Below are 18514 nucleotides of genomic sequence, written 5' to 3'. Positions count from 1 at the left end.
ACTGTCGGCAATATAGCCGATGACTCGCTTAGCGTTAATGGTTAAGCATGTTAGCGCTTTCAACTTTGAACAAAACCTTAGGGTTGACCATGGTTTTCATTTCAAGAATATTTCCGTTCGGATCGGCAATAAAAAAGGTTTCTTGTTCATATTCACTGTCGATAAAACGACGATAAGGCGGGTCTAAATAGACCAGACCAGCCGCTTCAATACGCGCTTTTAAGGCTTGAAACTCCCGCTCAGGTAAATGTATACCAAAGTGGGGAACAAGTACCGCACCCATGTCCACATCATGCCGTACTTTGGGTAAACTTTCCTCACTTTGGTGTAGCGTCAATTCATTACCCCAAAAATCAATGTCAAGCCAACGGTGCTTTTCGCTATTGCCACTCTTACAACCAAGTACCTCGCAATAAAAGTTTTTAGCCAAATTTAAATCTCCTGCAGGAATGGCAAGATGAAAACAGTTGGACATAAATTTCCCCTTATTTTTATATTAAAGCTGTGAACTATATACCCGTGACCATTCAATATGCATATTTCAGAGTGCTTGAGCAATTTCAATTCAAGGCGCTGTGATGAAATAATGGTTATTCAGCAGAATATGCTCAGGATAATATGCTCAGGATAATTGCTCCTGCATTATCCGTATAAGGTACTTCCTGTACCGTCTGCATTATCCGTATAAGGTACTTCCTGTACCGTCTGCATTCCATCCATGTCGCGTCATTATAAGTTTCAGCAACGATGAAGTGCTGTTGCTCAAACGCTTCTTTGATGGGTAACGGGTATAGCTACTCTATTTTATAGAACACCTATCCATAGAATTCTATATATTATGAATTCTTTGATGTTATTAGTTTGCTAATGAGTAATAAATCAGTTCGATTGCTATAAGATATGGCCGCAAGTGCCACCAAAGGAATATTAAGGATTTAAGCTTGGGCAAGACTTGCTAAGAATAATACTGGGTTAATTAAATCATGGGGTACTGGAGGAAAACCTGATTGCCCGCCAATAAAAACGCAGGCATTATAGCTAAGCTTACCAGAGCAACAAAGGATAGAATTCATTGCCTTAGCGCTCTGTTGACTTTTTGTTACTAGCGGTTCAGCAGCTCAGCATTCGTTGGGTATTTCTCCAGTAACTCCACAAGTTTACTTGCACCTTCTGCAGGTTTAAGACTGGTAAGTGCCCTGCGCAATATTCTTATCTTGTCGAGTTCCTTCGAATTAAGCAGTAACTCCTCACGACGGGTGCTACTTTTAGCAATATCCAGCGCAGGAAAGATTCGTTGATTTGCCGCTTCTCGTGATAAAACGATTTCCATATTCCCCGTGCCCTTGAACTCCTCAAATATCACCTGGTCCATTCGGCTACCAGTATCAACAAGTATGGTCGCTATAATGGTAAGTGAGCCACCATGCTCAATTTTTCTCGCTGCGCCAAACAGTTTTCGTGGTATTTCCATTGCTCTAGCATCAAGCCCACCCGACATGGTACGACCGCTGCTCTTTTGACTAGCATTATGTACTCGTGTTAGCCGAGTGAGCGAATCAATGACAATCATGACATCGTGACCTTCGCCCGCTTGCTGGCGCGCGATTTTAAGTAGGTCATTGGCTACACGGACGTGTTGTTCATAAGTTTCATCCGTGGATGAGGCATATACTGTTGCTGGTACGCTGCGCTTAAAGTCGGTCACTTCTTCTGGACGCTCATCAATGAGTAACGCATACAGCTTTATTTTGGGATAAGCTGCCCCTACCGCCTGACATATATGTTTTAACAGGGTTGTTTTGCCCGAGCCTGGCGGAGCTACAATCAAACCTCGCTGACCCATGCCAATTGGCGTGAACAAATCTATCGCTCGGGTGGAGAGTTGCTGAGAACCTAATTCTAGGCGAATACACTGATGAGGGTTGATCGCTACGCCATTAGAAAAACGCTTTTGTGGATCAATATGAGGTACTTCCTTAAGTACTTCTTTGACGGGGGTGGCGACTTTTTTTCTTTTCAGATTCAACGTTAATATTTTTCTTGTCATGATATCGTTTTAGAGAATTATATGTTTTTTGCAAGAGTTACCTTAATATACCCGTTCAACTTCGAGGTACAAGGTGACAAACTTAATGGAAGAGATATAATAACGTATTAGAAAAACTATTGATAAAATATTTTCGCTAAGGTCCACTTTGTCCACACCTGTCTGCCTTAGCTCAAAGCCATGTTTATATCCCTTAACCAAAGCAAGCACGTACTGTCGACAAGGTCGCGAGCACGTTTAGCCTAGTTGCTAAATTAACGGCAGCAGGAACATAGGGTCAGCAGAGAGGTTTTATCAAAGGAGCGGCTTATTCAATGGCTATTTAGGCGCTGAGTGGTTGTGGAAAAGTTTTTTCAAACAAGAAAAGATAAGCTAAGCAGAAAAGCAATTGACAAAGTGTAGTACATCTTATTTTTTTATCCAGTAAATAGTAAATTATTCGATGAATAAGTCACTGACTGCCTCTTTTTCACTCACTTGTCGCTTACTGGTTGAACAGTGACTTACCGATGGATTTTAACATTAATTGTGGATAACTCTGTGAATAACGATTAAACAGTGCCTGCCCCTCGAAGTATCCTATGCTATTGAATATGCCATCAATATAGCCAATTTAAAAGTGTTACTTGCTCAGGGCGTCAGCTTTATTTTACATGCCTATGTAGTTTACTCAGGAACTCTTTGTAAACGTCATCTTCGAAGTTTCTAATCGAAGATCCATTGCTCTTTATACACTGCATCCCCGATTAAAACACCACGGGGATGACGATCCTGAGCCAAGTGCATAGGCATGTTATTTTATTGCTTTGGTCTAAGGCTTGGGGTGGGTATCACAGGTTTTGTTAATTAGCCCAGACCTTATTCAGTTCATTACGGCTGAGCTGCTTTTAACTGGCAATAGTGCAATAATTTGTCGCCATTCTAGCTGATATTATCAACTAAAAGCCTGAGACCTGCTCTGCCATTATTGGCGGTGTTATTAAATGACTTACCGTGGGGAAAAACTGAGCTCGATAAAGCGCATTATCTAACATTAATTGGATTACTTTATCATAGCTTAAGCCAAATTCCATTTCACATGATTTTGGAAAATAACTAGAATCTGGAGTCAAGCCTGGAACAAGATTAGCCTCCATAAAAAAACACTCGCCATTCTTGTTTGATTTAATGTCTATTCGTGCAAAATCTCTTATGCCAAGGTTAATAAAAGAATTAAGGGCAAGTTGCTTCACTTTATTTAACATTTGATTATTATCAATTTTTTTCAATGCTTCGCTATTATCATTTTTAACTTTATGCCCTAAAATTCTCAGGCCATTTTTTGATTCAGGTGGAATAATTTCAATGGCAGCAACAATGAATTCGCCATTAGATTTACTTATTATGGCCACTGTAAATTCTCGACCGTCCAAATATTCTTCAACCAGTATAGGCTGAGAAAATAACGTATATAGTGATAAAACCTTAGCTTCAAATTCTGAAAAATTCACCACCCATGATGAATCGTCAATACCATTGCCATTGGCTGCATCTATGGGTTTCAAGAACAAAGGAAATTTAATCGGCAATTCATTTTCACTACGGTACTTACCCGGTACCGTGGTAAAATATTTGGCGGTAACAATGCCTTTATTTTGTAAAATGGTTTTAGCAAGCACTTTATTGGAGTCAAATTCCAATATATTCCTTAAGGAACCAGTAAAATTAACTTTATGCCTCATAAAATATTCAGATAACCAAATATCACCATTATTATCGATAGCGATATATTTAACCGCCAGAACGACTAAATCTGGACATCTGTCGATGACATTATCTAAATCAGCCATTGTTTTACAGACTGTTAGTTGTACAGTATGGCCCATTTTTCGTATGGCTGACAACACGCCCTCGCAAGCATTAATACTGCCAAAACCAGTTTCTTTTAATTCTTGATTTGGTGTGGTAATTATCTCTATTTTCATTATTATTTCCTGCAACAAATAAATAATCTGTCTAAATTTTAATTGACTAAAATAAATAGGTTGCTGTTTTAATTTCACCCAGAAAGTCTAAGTACGGACACTGGGTAAAATAGTGAGGTAAAGTAAATAATACTAAGGTAATAGTACGTCTTAGGCTTTTTTAGCAAGGAAAACTTAGCAAACAGCCCTAATGATTGTTTGTTCTAATCGGTGATAGCCTTCATTTAGCAATAAATTTTCAGTCACCGATTTATTATGATCGAGGATGCCCAACAGTTCACAAATGACCCCACAAATATCGGTTTGTTTTGGTGTGCAACCTGCTTGGTGAGAGAAACGGTCGCCAATAACATATAAGGGAATATCTCGTTCTTCTGCTAAAGAGCCGCCATGGCTTTTATCCTTATTCATACCATGATCTGCGGTAATTATAATTTGGTATCCGGCTTCAATCCAAATTGGCAGGTATTCGGATAGCTCTTTGTCTGATTTGCGGGTGGTGTTGCGGTAATGAGAACTATCAAGGCCAGACCGATGACCCGCTTCATCAATACTCATCGGATGAATCAAGAGAAAGTCAGGATTATAGCGGCGGCGTAATAATTCAGCATCAAGGTACAAGTATTGCCCATCATGATAAAAAGAACCATATTGAATGAGTTGTTCGGTATCTACGGTATGGCGATCGCGTATCGCATTGTAAGGGCTTTGATTATACAGTTCGCTAAACCAATGAAAGGCAGCGGCAGCGGTTGACAACCCCGCTGCGCGAGCCAAGCTAAAAACACTTTTTTGGTTGGAATTCCGTATCACTTGGTTGTGAACTATGCCGCTAATTGCTGGTGTCACCCCCGTTAGGATAGTCTCGTATAGTGGACGAGACATTGAGGGTAATTCACATTGTACCTTGTAAAGTGTAGCCCGTTTTTGCTCCTTTAATGCCTGAACAAATCCCATGCATTGCTCGGCAACTTTAAACGCTAAACCATCAAGAACAATAAGTATCACTTTGTTTGTCATTATATATACTCCGAACACAGCGTTGAATTAAGACGTCATTTTTTCATGACTAACTGTGTAAAAAGAATACGCACCTTTTATGACGATAATATGACGCTAAAAGGGTATTTTGATGACAAGACTCATTTTAAGGTAATTGCGGCACTGCTCTTTGCTAAAATGTCTAGTGACACGAAATTAAAGCTAAGCCATGATTAGCAGCCTCAGCTAGCGCTCAGAAATTACTAACGCTTTAATTTTTAATGCTTTTTCAAAGTGATCAAGCTTATGGGTGATAATCCACCAGGTTGCCGCTTCCATCAATAACTCAGCATCATCATTTTTGTTAGCAAAGAATGCATAAAATGATAAACCGACATTAGTGCCTTTCTGGGCAATTTTTTTATCACATACGGCGATAATTTTTTCTTGTAAAGTATCTTTCACCCGTTAATTTCCTTTTAATGAGGGTAATGGTTAACTCTTTATGTTGATTAAAATAAAAAGCCAGCACATCTGTTTGCTGACTTTATTATTTTATCCCCAAGCTAGTTGCAGGTGCAGGTTTAAGTGTTAGCTGCTACCAAATAATCTAGCTACTACTTATCTTCAAAATAGAATTTTTCACGCTTATTATCATAGTTACCTATTTCATTCATGGTTTCAGCGTTATATAAACGGCCATTAATCATGGTATGGGTAACCTTATCACTTAAGCGAATGTCATTCCTGACATCGCCATCAATAACAATCATATCGGCAAGTTTACCCACGGTGAGTGAGCCTAAGTCTTTATCCAAACCAAGCGTTCTTGCCGGTGAAATGGTTGCGGTACGAATGGCTTGCAGTGGTGTCATACCACCCTGTACCATCATCCACATTTCCCAGTGCATGGCTAAACCTTCACGTTGGCCGTGACCACCGGCGTTAACTTCAATGCCTAAGTCTTGCATTTCTTTCGCCACTTTAGCGACATTGAAATGATTGTAATGATGAAGCGGCGCTTTTGGTCGACGCATAGCACGGGGATCTAAAACTTCACTCGGCACATATTTACTTAAACGCGGATGCTGCCAAACATTGGTGGTATCGTACCAATAATGTTCACCGGAAATACCACCATAAGCAACCCCCATGGTTGGTGTATAAGCCATGTTTGATTGTGACCATAACTGCTTGATATCATCATAAATTTTAGCCGTAGCAATTGAATGTTCTAACGTAGTATGGCCATCAACTACCATGGTTAAGTTATGTTGCAGTAATGAGCCACCTTCTGGCACAACCATCATTTCTAATTCACGCGCGGCTTGAATAAATTGTTGGCGTTGGTCACGGCGTGGTTGATTATAACTTTTGACACTAAAAGCCCCGGCCGCTTTTAACCGTTCAACGTGAAATTTAGCATCATCAAGACTATCCACATGTGACGTATAGCCAGGAATAGTGGCGCCATATAAAATAGCACCGGTAGAGAATAAGCGTGGGGCGACTATCTTACCGGCTTTTTGCATTTCACTAGCGGCAAAGAACTCTGTGGTGTCGTTTGAAGGATCATGAATGGTGGTGACACCTAAGGCTAAGCCGGCATAGTTTTTCCAGTTTTGCTGGGGAATAATTTCATTACTGCCTTGTGAGCCATGGGCATGGGCGTCGATTAACCCCGGCATTATTGTTTTTCCTGTTATATCAATGACATATGCATCACTGGGGATCTTAACGTGCGCTTTTGTACCCACCGCGGTAATTTTGTTGCCCTCGACCAGAACAACGCCATTTTCAATCACTTGCTCTCCGTCCATAGTGATAACAGTACCGCCAACAAAGGCAACTCGACCCGATGGAATATCTACTTTTTGCTGATAACTTAAATTAGTAACTTTAACTTTGTTTTTAACTTGGCTAGCGCTCTTATCCGCCTGTTGCTCTTTTTCTTGCTCACTAACTTTAGCACTGATATCAAATAAACCTTGCACTGAGCTTTGGTATAAATCAGCACCTAGACTCCAATAAATCTGGTTAGATTTACCATTCCAATTAATACCTTCACCAGCACGAATTGATAACTGCTCTACCGGTAAGTTTTTTGCTTTAGGACCAATATCTATAACATCACCACGCTCTACCAAGGGGGTAACAAATACTTTAAAGCGCTCGGCAAAAGCAAGGTATTTACCATCGGGCGAGACCCGGTATTCTGAAGAAAACTCACCTTGATATAACTTGGTATCATGCTGACCATCTAAATCAATACGAGCAATATGGGGTTTTTCTCCGTTACGCGTTACATAGATACGATCATTTCGTGCGCCAAAATGTGGTTGTAAACCACTTTCGGTGACAAGTTTAGCCTTACCACCCTTGGCTGATACCGCATATATACCAGGGTTTAAGCCCCAAGTAGGATCGATAATATTGCCACCACGCACTTTACGATAAACAATGGTTTTACCGTCTGGTGAAAAGCTTGGCTCAACGTATTTTCCTGGCTCACGAGTAATGACTTTACCTTTACCACCTCGACTAGAGACCACTCGTACTTGGCCAAGTTTTTTATCATCCCAACTGACATAAACAATTTTTTTGCCGTCACGTGAAAAACTTGGATTTAATTCAAACTGACTTTTTTGTTTAGTTAAACGCTTAGCTTTACCGTTTGGTAGGGTTTTTATAAAAATATGACCCATGGATTCAAAGACCACTTTTTTACCATTCGGTGATATTTTAACATCACGTAACATTTTGGTATCAAAGACCTTTTGGTCTAAGTCTTGAGGAAAACGTAGCGCTAGTTGAATTTTCTTTTCTGTTTTTACATGAAATTCAATTACTGTAGCTTTTTTGGTTGCAAGCGATACTTTATTGATTTTTCCACCTGCCCAGAAAATTAAGGCATCACTTTCTGGCGTCCAAGCCATCGTTGGGTAAACACCATGAATAGCCCATGTTTCTTGCATATCACGGTCTAAACCGTCATAAATTTTAGTGTGAGCGCCACTTTTAAGATCATATAGGTATAAATTTGATTGAAAATCATCACGACTAATAAAGGCTAGGTACTTACCATCCGGTGAAAGTGTTGGTCTGATCGCACCACCTTTACCTGAAACGATGACTTTTATTTCACCGGTTTCAAGCTCTAGACGTTTAATTTTATAAATGCCCTTTTCCGAGTCTTTCGAATAATGGAAGGTTTTACCCGGGGTAGCATCTTGGGAGAAATAGACATATTTGCCATCAGGTGAGAAGGCCGGTTCACCTAAATCTTTTTGCTCATTGGGACGTTTGGTTAACATAACGCCATTACCACCCGACTTATGGTACATCCACACTTCACCCGCGCCCAAAGAACGAGTACCGGTATAATGTTTACGGCCAACCAGGTAATTACCATCGGGTGACCATGCTGGACTGTTTAATAAACGGAATTTTTCTGTGCTTACCGCTTTAGCATTACTGCCATCAGCTTGCATTATCCATAAATTATCGCCACCATCTTCATCAGAAGTAAAGGCTATATATTTACCATCTGGGCTAAAGCGTGGTTGCATTTGCCAAGCAATATCAGTCATTAATGCTTTCGCTTCGCCACCTGAAGCAGGCATAGTATAAATATCACCCAATAAATCAAAAACAATGGTTTTACCATCAGGGCTTAAATCAACATTCATCCAAGTACCTGAGCGAACGTCGATTTTGGCGGTGGTAAACTCACCTTGTGGCTCATTAACAGACCATTTTTCTGGCGCTTCTTTTGCGCTAACGTCGGTAGTGCTCTGGTCGTTAATTTTAACCTCTGCTTGAGCAAAGACAGTTGGCAGTGCTAATAATACACTCAGAGCGACGCCTGAGAGCAGTAGTTTTTTTGACGGTATGGTTTTCAACATCATGAGAAGTACCTTATACATTTTTATTGCTTGATTAGCTGAATTATCGATTAATTACCTGTACTTACTTACAGATCACTAAAAGTGAAGACTAGAGTGTGCCCTGCCAATAACCAACATCTAACCACTGATTGAATTTAAAACCCACCTCTTTAAAGTGAGCAACTTTTTTCATGGCAAACTTTTCATGCACAGCAACACTAACCGCATTGGGTAAAGTGATCCCCCCGATAACACTGTGGATGTTTTTGTCTTTTAGCTCATTAAATAAGGCTTGATACAACTGGCTACCCAAGCCTTTGCCCGCATGCTCTGGCGATAAATAGACAGTGACTTCAACTGAAAATCGATAGGAGTAACGATCCCGCCATTTACTGGCATAAGCATAACCCAAGACTTGCCCTGATTTATCTAGGCTAACAAGCCAAGGTAAATCAGCGGACTCAATTGTCCTCATACGGTTACTGATATCTTGTGAGCTAAGCGGCTCTTCTTCAAAGGTGATCACAGTATTGGTAATATAATGATTGTAAATATCGCTAATGACTTGAGCATCTTGCTCTTGTACTGCCCTTATCATATAAACCCCTGGTAAATATTGTAAAACAAGATGGTTTGTGATTATTTTATTAACGACTACTTAACTGTCTTAGCTATTTCACTATTAACCGCTTTTAATTCTGCCTTACATTGTGCATTTTGTTTACTTGAACCATTAGTACATGGTGCCGATGGGTCGCCACCAAAGTCTCGCTGCACGCCATAATAAACACAGGACGATAGTAAAAACAGGCAAAGTAATGGATAAATTATTTTCATAAAACGTCCTTAAACAGTAGTTATGCCAAGTCGATTAAATTAGTGCGGACAAGGATCTGGCTTTATAAACAAATTTAATTTAGCACGGTATTTAGCTTTTAAGAAGCTCGAAAACAACTTTATATTGGGGTACCTAGCTGTTTCTCCTACTATTATGGTTAAAGTCAATAAATAGCTAGCCTAGGTGTTAGTCACAAAGACGGAAATGAATAACAATGATTTTACTGGGGATTATAACAAGTGATGCTACTGCTATATCCTATCGGGATATAAATTGACTGGTAAACAAATCAGTTTACCTCATTAATGAGGTAAACTGATTTCTAATTTTATGCTTTGGCCTTCTTCTTAGTTCAGCAACTTTCTGAGTTTATTGCCAATTATCCCTATTGGCAATAAATGGCTTTTAATCGTCTAATTAACGGTAAATCACCTTCAGTAAGGGTACCCAACATCAACCAATCGACCAGTAATTTACTGAGGTCAATATCGATACCAGAAAGCATTTGCTCTTGCATTAATTGTACTTGAACTTTCATACGCTGGTCAGCTAACTCTGCTGGCGATTCACTTTTGCCAAGTATTTCAATTTCTAAGGTCTTATCGAGACGATGACCACCTTGAACTTGCTCTGATAACTTAACATGCTCTTGCCAACGTTTTTGCCAAAAGCTACTTAGTTTATTAACCATAGCCGACGCAGTTAAAGCCTCAACATCTTGATTGCTTTGAGCCTGTAAAGACATTAACTCAAACAAGTTTAACCAACGTTGTTGTTCCTTAACTTGTCTATTACTTTTAATTAATTGCTCAACTTGTTTGATGATTTTTTCAAGACGAGCCACCGCAACTTTAATAACGGGTTTATTAGCAATAACTTCGGTAAGTAGCGCTTCGGCCTGTTGCTCAATGTCTTGTAGGGTTTGCTTATTTTCTGGCTCTACTTCTTTATTAGCTGCTTGATTAGTGAATGAAATAAGTGACTCTGCTATTGTTGACACTTTTTCATCATATGCTTGCTGTTGATTAGATAAGGCCGCTTGTTGCTCTGACTTTAACACTTGTCTTTTGGCAAATAATTCATCGTTCACCTGACGAAACTTCTGCCATAACTGACTCTCTTGATGATTGCCGGCAAAGCCGACTTCACGCCATGATTGCTGTAATTGTTTGGCTGAGTCAATAGCAGCAAAAATATCATCACTGGCAATTAACTGCTGCGCTTTAACTATTAGTGCTTGTTTCTCTTTGCTATTAGTTAAATGAAAGGCACCAATGGCACTTTTTACCGGCGCAATAGTATTTTTGAATTGCTGTTGTAATTTTTTGTACTGGTTACGATCTACTTCGCCGGCATTTTTCCAGTGCTGTTGTATAGTATTAAGTTTGCCATCAAGCTTTTTAAAATCGACACTCTGCGTCTCTTCTGCCTTATTAAGCTCGGTAACCAGTTGCTCCACTTGCGCTAATATATTGTTACGCTGCTCTAAATGCTGCTGACGTATTTTATCTTGCTCAGCATAGAATAATCGACAAGGGGCAAAAGCTTGTTCACAACGTTGGTTAAACTGCTCATTCAATTGTTTATCAATATCTTCATCGGCATGACCCAACGAATTCCATGTGCTGCGGTAGGCTTTAACTTTTTCGGCTTGTTCATTTGGATTATCAAGCGGCGTATCAACCAGTGCTTGCACTGCTAGTAATAATTCTTGTTTACGTGGCGTAGCGATATAGTGTTCCCAATCGCTAAGCTCAGTCATTTTTTCGCTAACTTGGTCAAAATCACGTTGCAGTTGTTGCTTTTGCTGTGCGGATAACTGGTCAATATTCTCTTTTACGCCCTTAAATAAACCAAAGCAAACCTTAAATTTACCATTGTTAAGTAGGCGTTTTATATCTTGTAGTTTTTTCTTATGCACAAAAAACAATTCTTTTTGCTGACTTTGTAAGGGTTTTAACCCCCCTTGCCAAGTACTGACTATTTGTTTTTGCGCTTGCACAATAGACTCAGGCAAAATGCCCGCCGTTTTTTGTTCAATTAAACGCCATGTTATTAGCCAGTCATGATAGGTTTCTTGACGAGTATTTAACTCTTGCAATGATGTCGGCAAAGTAAGTTGCGATATTTTAGAGATTAAATTCGTCGCTTGGCTAACCGACTCGGCAATCTCAGGTATTTGACCTAAACGTTTAGTTAATTGCTTAACTTGTAAGATAAAGACTTGTTGCTCGTCTTTATTCAGAACCGAGGCTTCAATAGCTGTATTTAACTGACCGAGCGAGCCTAAAAATTGTTCTTCATCCAGATTATCACTTGAAAATACCGCCGTTGTTATCGCTTGGCTAATGTGATTAAGCTGTTGAGTAAAATCTTTTTTGTCTCGCTGTTTATCATGGGCTAGTTTATCGATAATGATTTGTTGCTGATAACTTTCAGCTTTGGCGATAAACAATTTTTCCAGATGGTTTATTATACCTTGGTACTTATCATTAAAAATGCTGCGTTCTTCGGCACTAAAAACTTCATGTTCAGGCTCCAGCACTTGCCATTCATCAATTAACCGTGACTTCCGCTTTTTATATTCACCATAGTCTGCAACATCTTTTAGCGCTTGTAATTTGGCTAAAACAAGTTGTATTGTTTTGGCTAATTTTTTTGGCTTTTCAACAGCCGCCTGAATAGCGGCGAGTTTATGGTTAACTTGTTGAGCTAAAGTATCGTTACAAACTTTTTTACTCAGTTTCTCTAATACTTTGCTGTCATCAACTTGGCTAAGTAAGTAAGTTTGAAACTCAGGGTTTTGTTTTTGACTAAAGCTATGACTTAATAAATGTGTAGATGTTTTACGGGCACTAATTTGTTGATAAAGCGCAATCATAATTGCACTGTCTTGTTCATGGGCTAGCCATGCTTCTAATAGAACGGTGCCAAGTATCGGGTTTTGCGCTTGTTTAGCTAATATATTCTGTTTCTTCTCAGCGCAAAGCACAATTTTGTGATCGGTCGCTAAAATATCATGAACTTGTTTACCGGCAAATTGTTTTACCTTCGCTTGAGAGTTATTATGGCTAGCGTCAAGGTAACAGTCAAAAGAGGCCACCTTAATCAATGCGGCACGGCGCACTAAATCACTGCTATCTTGTTGAATAAGATCGGTTAAAATAGCCAGTTGTTCGCTGTTATCCACGGATAACTCACTATTAATGGCCGTGATTCGTACCGTGGTGTCTTTATGTTGCCAATTGGCTTTTGTTTTAAAAAAGGAGGAGAAAATCATAGTTTATTTGGTTTCATTCCGTTGGAAAATAACCATGAAATTTAAGTTCATAGTTAAAGCTCATGGTTACTGAAATAAGCGATATCCGCTTGTGTTGGTTTACTACGTTTTTTAACTTTTTCTTCCGGCTTATCACCAGAAAATTCGGCTTTTAACTGGCGTTTGTTTTTTTCAACTATATGACCATCAGGGCCTATGGTAAGCATTTGGTCACTTTCTAGGTGCCTAGATTGATATGCCATACTTAATTGTAAAGCCGTAGCGCGCTGGGCTTTATCAACCACAGTGCCCTCAGGCCACTTGCCAGTTTCCGCAGCACATTTTAAGCGTAAGTACATGTCATTTGACATAGCGTCTATGGTGTTAAGTAAGTCCATCAGAATTCCGAGATCTAAGTAGTATTAATAGATGATTATTTAGTTATATTAGTTATTTATCGTGTTTTATTCGTGCTGTCTTAGCACAGCCTAGCTCGCTTTATGCTTGGTGAAGAGCAACATACAGCGGATGATTATGTACAGAACAAAACCGAGCATGGTACTGGCAATGGCTAAGTCATGTTGCCAGCTACCTAATTCAACACCTTCCCAAAACATAAATAAGAAGCCACCACAAAATAACAGCATGGCGATAAATGAGTAATTCATCAAATTTTGGGTTTTATTAATCAGATCAACTCGATTCAGGTTGGCAATTTTACCGGCATCAAGGCCTGATAAATCAAGGTTACAGTGATTACAGGCTTTTGCTTTATCAGATATTTTTTTCGAACAACCCGGACAATTAATAACGGCCATTTAACTACTCATGCAATATATAAAAATGATAACCAGCGAGTGCCTTGTGAAAAGACCTTTACCAGAAATTCGCTTGGATTTTGCTTAGTATACCTGACCTGTTGTGCTATTTCACTAGGCAGATACACAAAAGCCTTGAGTTCTGAGTCAGAGTATTATTAATTAAAATTTGAGCGTTTACTAGCAGAGTAAATTAGCTAGGGATTATGCAAGTGTCTGAACAATAATCCCTATTTTAGCGCAGGGCTGTTCGACTAATACCTCGAATAGCACAGTGTTAACTCGTCGTAGTTGCTATTGGCATTTTGATAGCAAACAATACCGCATAAACCACGGGAATAACGCCTAAAGTCAATACAGTCGAAAACAATAAAAAAGCCGCTCAACGATGAGCGGCTTTTTCTTTAGAACCAATGGAGCTTACTCAGCTCAATTCAGCCCGGTTAACTTTCACTGTCTTTGTTTGAGACTTGCGACTTGCTTTCACTTTGCGCTTTAGCAATACGCTCTTCCCAAAAAGTAGCATTAGTAATACCTAACTTTTTTGGATCAAAAGTATAGTTTTTAACACCGGCTTTTTGTTGTGCTTCGTAATCCTTTAACGCCTTTATCGCCGGTTTTGCCATAAAGAAGATAATAAGAATACCAATAATATTAAGCCAAGCCATCAAACCAACACCAATATCACCCATGCCCCAAGCCGCACTTGGCTGAGCTACTGTGCCGTAAAAAACGGCTGACATAAGAATAATTTTTAATACAAACCGTAAGGCCGGTATTTTAATGGTTCTGTTGATGTAAGAAACATTGTTTTCGGCAATAAAGTAATAAGCCAATATGGTGGTAAAAGCAAAGAAAAATAACGCAATGGCAATAAAAGGTTTGCCGAAGCCGGTTAACACACTATCCACTGCAATCTGAGTAAATGCTGGGCCGCTAATCACTATATCGGCGGCAAGATGTTGCACGATAAAAGGACTACTACCTTCAGGCATCAGATTATATATTTCTGCAGGGGTCATTACATTATAAGACTGAGTAATTAAAATCATAAAAGCGGTTGCCGAACAAACAAATAAGGTGTCAATATAAACCGAAAATGCTTGTACTAAACCTTGTTGTGCCGGATGTTCAACCTCGGCCGCCGCCGCAGCATGTGGACCTGTGCCCTGACCTGCTTCATTGGAATAAACACCACGTTTAACGCCCCAACCAATTGCAGCACCAAAACCCGCCATAGGTGTGAAAGCATCCGTGATGATTGACATAAAAATACTCGGTAAAATATCAATGTGCATACCAATAACAACACAAGCAATAATGATATAAGCTAACGCCATAAATGGCACAACAATTTGAGTAAAGTTGGCGATGCGTTTTACACCACCAAAAATGATAAAACCTAGGATTAACACAATAAAGGTCGCGGCATAAACTTTAGTTAAGGCAATATCACCTAAAAATGAAGGTACGGTACCGCCGGTACCAAAGACATTAACCAAGGCATCACCAATACCATTAGATTGAACTACGGGTAATAACACCCCACAGGCGACGATAGTTGAAATAGCAAATATCCACGCATACCATTTTTGTCCCATGGCTTTTTCAATATAATAGGCCGGACCACCACGGTAGACCCCGTCTTCTTCTTCTTTATAAATTTGTGCGTTGGTTGATTCAATGTAAGCGGTGGCGGCGCCAAAAAAGGCGACTACCCACATCCAAAAAACAGCACCCGGACCACCAAAACCAATGGCAGCGGCAACACCGGCAATATTACCGGTACCAACACGACCCGATAACGACACGGATAGCGCTTGAAATGATGAAATGCCCTTCTCTGAGCTTTTACCCGAAAGCAATAAGCGAATCATTTCTTTAAATTGACGTACTTGGACAAAACGGGTGATTATTGAGAAAAATAAACCTGTACCTAAACACAAGTATATAAGCGCTGGGCTCCAAATGATGGCATTGATACTATTGACAAGATCTTGCACAGTTAACTCCTACTGTTTTTATTTTTGTTATCGTTTTTGTTTTTGTTTTTGTTTTTATAGTAAACTTTTAAATAGCGTTTAGCTTAAAGCTGTAAAGTTCCATTAGCAGGAAAATGCACGGAGTTGACGCATGTCAATGAGTACATTTAACGCATTAATTGGGCTATACAGCAATAAGATAACTGTCTATGACTCGCGTAAATCGTCTACCATGTGGTACACGCCTGTTAAGAAGTCTCGTCCTAACAAACTACTGCGTTCATCAGACCAACCGACGCTGTAATCAGGTAACAGGTCATTATCTTTAAATGGCATTTCAATGGTATAAGCTAAACACTTAAATTGATTACCAACCCAGTTAGTGCCTACCGTTGGTAATGCTTTACCTGGTTCATCTTTATCATAACCGCGCTCATCTTGGAACTCTGGCGTGAGAGCTACCATGAATTTTTTAAATTTATCTTCAAGTGCTTTATGGCGGGCATCGTAATTAACAACACCTTCACAGCCAGCAACAAAGTTTACTGGTAGGGCTTCATCACCATGAACGTCTAAGAACATATCAACACCGACTTCAAGCATCTTTTTACGAACGAGGAAAACTTCTGGGCTGCGTTCCATGGTTGGCTCTAACCATTCACGGTTAAGATTGGCGCCACAAGCATTGGTTCGTAAATTACCACGGACACTGCCATCTGGATTCATATTAGGCACAATATAGAATACGGTTTTGTTTAATAAAGCACGACCAACACCGTCATCTTCATCAAGTAAACGCTCTAACATGCCTTCGACAAACCATTCAGCCATGGTTTCACCAGGATGTTGACGAGCAGTGATCCAAATCTTACGTTTGCCCTCACCCTCTTCACCGATTTTTAATAAGGTCATGTCACGACCATCAAGGGTTTGTCCGAGCACTTGTAACTGACAATCAAGGTGCATTTGCGCGTTATGAACCAAGTCTTGGTGGCGTTCATAACTATAGGGTGCAAAATAAGCGAAATATACTGAGTCATATTCAGGCGTTAAAGTGATAGTAAGTTTTTCACCATCATATTGCGTTGGTACACGAAACCAATGTTCACGGTCATAAGAGGCAACCGCTTGATAATCTTCCCAGCCTTCTGTATAAGCAGATTTACCAGCATTGTTTAAATGCATGACATGCTCTTGACGTTCGCCATTAGCATTTAAGTCAGTTTGCAGTTTAAAGTGGAACCATTGGTAAAAATCAGATTGGTTGTCTTTTTTTATTTCTAGTTGAATATTGCTGGCATCAGATGCATCAATAACGCGGATGTTACCGCTGTCGAAATTGTCAGTAATTTGCATAATAATTATTTCTTAATTTGCTTGGCTTATTTATACGGCATTTACACGGTATAGCGCCAATGAATAATTGAGTTACACAGTGTACACAAACGGCTAGCAGATCACTATATAGATTCCGCTAAAATATTTTACAATGAACGTAAATAAAGCCCTAACTCTGAAGAATATCCCATAGATTTAGCAATAATCACATTTTCTTCACTTAAAACGTAATAACTGGGATATCCGCTGATTTCAAAAGTTTGTTTTATCGCTTCATTACCTAAAGCAATAGGGAAAGTTAAGTGATGTTTGCTAGTAAATGCCATGACTTCTTTATGACTGGTAAAGTCCATGGCAATAGCGATAACATCAAGCTGCTCATTCTTTTCATACAAGGCTTGCAAATTACCTATGCTGGCATGGCAGACCTGACACCAAGGCGCAAAGAAATACAAAATGGTGGTCTTGCCTTGAGCATTTAATGACACTGTCTCGCCCATCAAAGTCGGTACCTTATCAATATTGATACTTTGATTAGAGCTGACCACTTCGCTTAGCGGCGTATCTGTCGCCAACATACTGGTTTCTCGTAAAAAAGAAATGAGTTGAAAGGCCACTAAAAAAATAATGGCTTGAATAGCAAAACTGCGTAGCAAGGGGCATTCCTGAACTAAATAAAAGGCTATAGCTTAATAGACCCGACAAACATTCATTTTCTTTTGTAAAAGTTGGCTGACTTGGTAAGCAAGTGTCTAGTTATGTACTAGGGTCTCTTTCTATCGCTAGCGTTCATTCATTGTCATAAGCTACGTTTTATCTATATCTATATCTTATTTAAATATTCGTCAGCTCGCTCTTGCCAATTGGGTAAGCAATGTAATTGCTCTAACTCGATGTATTCAAGATCAATTGTACTCGCTAACTGCTGTGAAAAAGTCGACTTACCACTACAACTAGCACCAATAACGACGATACGTTGCATCTAGTTGCCTTAATAATATTCCATTTCACTATGATTTAGCTTTGATTTTAAAAACCTTTCTTATCAAGTTTGAAACTAAGAATGACACGACAAAGCCAACAACAAAATAAAGTACAACGGCTATAGTTGCGAGAGTTGACTCATATGTTTGACCATTTTCAAGTAAGCATTTAGCGGTAGCGTAATCAAACGAGCCGCCATTATCTAAACAATCATCAACGATTAAAAAAGTATGTAACGCCCAAATGGCAAATAAACTGGTAAAAACACCGACAAATGTCGGCATAACATTTTGATTCATATAGATATAAGGACCTTAACTGGGATTAAAAGACAATAAAGATGAACTGGGCATAGAATAACAGATAAAACCGAGCGGAACCGAACTCGCTTGCCAAGTTACTGGTTATTTCCTGTT

Annotated in this window: 17 protein-coding genes; all 17 read right to left on the bottom strand. The window is 39.4% G+C overall.

Annotated features, from left to right (window positions below):
* Positions 1-34: 34 nt before the first annotated feature.
* The gene (locus MTCD1_RS10010; RefSeq protein ID WP_057181019.1) at positions 35-475 is read right to left on the bottom strand and encodes a VOC family protein; all 441 of its coding nucleotides are present in this window, start codon (positions 473-475) and stop codon (positions 35-37) included.
* A 460-nt stretch (positions 476-935) separates the two neighbouring features.
* The gene (locus MTCD1_RS21210; RefSeq protein WP_157447803.1) at positions 936-1073 is read right to left on the bottom strand and encodes a hypothetical protein; all 138 of its coding nucleotides are present in this window, start codon (positions 1071-1073) and stop codon (positions 936-938) included.
* 29 nt (positions 1074-1102) lie between these two features.
* Complete coding sequence (rho, locus tag MTCD1_RS10005) at positions 1103-2047, bottom strand: transcription termination factor Rho (protein WP_082606495.1); 945 nt, start codon at positions 2045-2047, stop codon at positions 1103-1105.
* A 938-nt stretch (positions 2048-2985) separates the two neighbouring features.
* Positions 2986-4089: a D-alanine--D-alanine ligase family protein gene (locus tag MTCD1_RS10000; RefSeq protein ID WP_231733024.1), complete on the bottom strand. Its 1104-nt coding sequence runs from the start codon at positions 4087-4089 to the stop codon at positions 2986-2988.
* A 96-nt stretch (positions 4090-4185) separates the two neighbouring features.
* Entirely contained in the window at positions 4186-5031 is an 846-nt protein-coding gene (locus tag MTCD1_RS09995; protein ID WP_088568939.1) for an alkaline phosphatase family protein, read from the bottom strand.
* A gap of 207 nt (positions 5032-5238) precedes the next feature.
* Positions 5239-5457: a DUF6500 family protein gene (locus tag MTCD1_RS09990; RefSeq protein ID WP_057181023.1), complete on the bottom strand. Its 219-nt coding sequence runs from the start codon at positions 5455-5457 to the stop codon at positions 5239-5241.
* Positions 5458-5609: 152 nt separating this feature from the next.
* Complete coding sequence (locus MTCD1_RS09985; RefSeq protein WP_057181048.1) at positions 5610-8897, bottom strand: amidohydrolase family protein; 3288 nt, start codon at positions 8895-8897, stop codon at positions 5610-5612.
* Positions 8898-8988: 91 nt separating this feature from the next.
* Positions 8989-9477 (bottom strand): arsinothricin resistance N-acetyltransferase ArsN1 family B, encoded by a 489-nt coding sequence (locus MTCD1_RS09980; protein ID WP_057181024.1) that lies wholly within the window; start codon positions 9475-9477, stop codon positions 8989-8991.
* A 56-nt stretch (positions 9478-9533) separates the two neighbouring features.
* Positions 9534-9716 carry a hypothetical protein gene (locus MTCD1_RS09975; RefSeq protein ID WP_057181025.1) on the bottom strand — a complete coding sequence of 61 codons (183 nt, stop codon included), beginning with the start codon at positions 9714-9716 and terminating at the stop codon, positions 9534-9536.
* A 386-nt stretch (positions 9717-10102) separates the two neighbouring features.
* Positions 10103-12997: a HEAT repeat domain-containing protein gene (locus MTCD1_RS09970; RefSeq protein ID WP_082606496.1), complete on the bottom strand. Its 2895-nt coding sequence runs from the start codon at positions 12995-12997 to the stop codon at positions 10103-10105.
* Positions 12998-13050: 53 nt separating this feature from the next.
* Positions 13051-13374, bottom strand: a complete 324-nt coding sequence (locus MTCD1_RS09965) for a YeaC family protein (protein ID WP_057181026.1) — start codon at positions 13372-13374, stop codon at positions 13051-13053.
* A gap of 90 nt (positions 13375-13464) precedes the next feature.
* Positions 13465-13794, bottom strand: coding sequence for a hypothetical protein (locus MTCD1_RS09960; RefSeq protein ID WP_057181027.1), 330 nt, complete (start codon positions 13792-13794; stop codon positions 13465-13467).
* A gap of 443 nt (positions 13795-14237) precedes the next feature.
* Complete coding sequence (locus tag MTCD1_RS09955; RefSeq protein WP_057181028.1) at positions 14238-15797, bottom strand: alanine/glycine:cation symporter family protein; 1560 nt, start codon at positions 15795-15797, stop codon at positions 14238-14240.
* Positions 15798-15983: 186 nt separating this feature from the next.
* Complete coding sequence (locus MTCD1_RS09950; protein ID WP_057181029.1) at positions 15984-17132, bottom strand: M14 family metallopeptidase; 1149 nt, start codon at positions 17130-17132, stop codon at positions 15984-15986.
* A gap of 128 nt (positions 17133-17260) precedes the next feature.
* A complete protein-coding gene (locus MTCD1_RS09945; protein WP_082606497.1) occupies positions 17261-17770 on the bottom strand; it encodes a TlpA family protein disulfide reductase in 510 nt (169 codons plus the stop codon).
* A gap of 167 nt (positions 17771-17937) precedes the next feature.
* A complete protein-coding gene (locus tag MTCD1_RS21205) occupies positions 17938-18096 on the bottom strand; it encodes a P-loop NTPase family protein (RefSeq protein WP_157447804.1) in 159 nt (52 codons plus the stop codon).
* A 28-nt stretch (positions 18097-18124) separates the two neighbouring features.
* Positions 18125-18397, bottom strand: coding sequence for a hypothetical protein (locus MTCD1_RS09940; RefSeq protein ID WP_057181030.1), 273 nt, complete (start codon positions 18395-18397; stop codon positions 18125-18127).
* Positions 18398-18514 lie beyond the last annotated feature (117 nt).

This window comes from Colwellia marinimaniae, assembly GCF_002207865.1.
Lineage (GTDB): Bacteria > Pseudomonadota > Gammaproteobacteria > Enterobacterales > Alteromonadaceae > Colwellia > Colwellia marinimaniae.
Note: the sequence above shows the minus strand (reverse complement) of the source record. Positions and strands in the feature narration are given on the sequence as shown.

Coding starts and splice junctions, on each gene's coding strand:
- MTCD1_RS21210 (WP_157447803.1), bottom strand. CDS start 1,073: ATGAATTCTATCCTTTGTTGCTCTGGTAAGCTTAGCTATAATGCCTGC.
- MTCD1_RS09970 (WP_082606496.1), bottom strand. CDS start 12,997: ATGATTTTCTCCTCCTTTTTTAAAACAAAAGCCAATTGGCAACATAAA.
- MTCD1_RS09960 (WP_057181027.1), bottom strand. CDS start 13,794: ATGGCCGTTATTAATTGTCCGGGTTGTTCGAAAAAAATATCTGATAAA.
- MTCD1_RS09980 (WP_057181024.1), bottom strand. CDS start 9,477: ATGATAAGGGCAGTACAAGAGCAAGATGCTCAAGTCATTAGCGATATT.
- MTCD1_RS09995 (WP_088568939.1), bottom strand. CDS start 5,031: ATGACAAACAAAGTGATACTTATTGTTCTTGATGGTTTAGCGTTTAAA.
- MTCD1_RS10010 (WP_057181019.1), bottom strand. CDS start 475: ATGTCCAACTGTTTTCATCTTGCCATTCCTGCAGGAGATTTAAATTTG.
- MTCD1_RS09950 (WP_057181029.1), bottom strand. CDS start 17,132: ATGCAAATTACTGACAATTTCGACAGCGGTAACATCCGCGTTATTGAT.
- MTCD1_RS09965 (WP_057181026.1), bottom strand. CDS start 13,374: ATGGACTTACTTAACACCATAGACGCTATGTCAAATGACATGTACTTA.
- MTCD1_RS09940 (WP_057181030.1), bottom strand. CDS start 18,397: ATGAATCAAAATGTTATGCCGACATTTGTCGGTGTTTTTACCAGTTTA.
- MTCD1_RS09975 (WP_057181025.1), bottom strand. CDS start 9,716: ATGAAAATAATTTATCCATTACTTTGCCTGTTTTTACTATCGTCCTGT.
- rho (WP_082606495.1), bottom strand. CDS start 2,047: ATGACAAGAAAAATATTAACGTTGAATCTGAAAAGAAAAAAAGTCGCC.
- MTCD1_RS21205 (WP_157447804.1), bottom strand. CDS start 18,096: ATGCAACGTATCGTCGTTATTGGTGCTAGTTGTAGTGGTAAGTCGACT.
- MTCD1_RS09985 (WP_057181048.1), bottom strand. CDS start 8,897: ATGTTGAAAACCATACCGTCAAAAAAACTACTGCTCTCAGGCGTCGCT.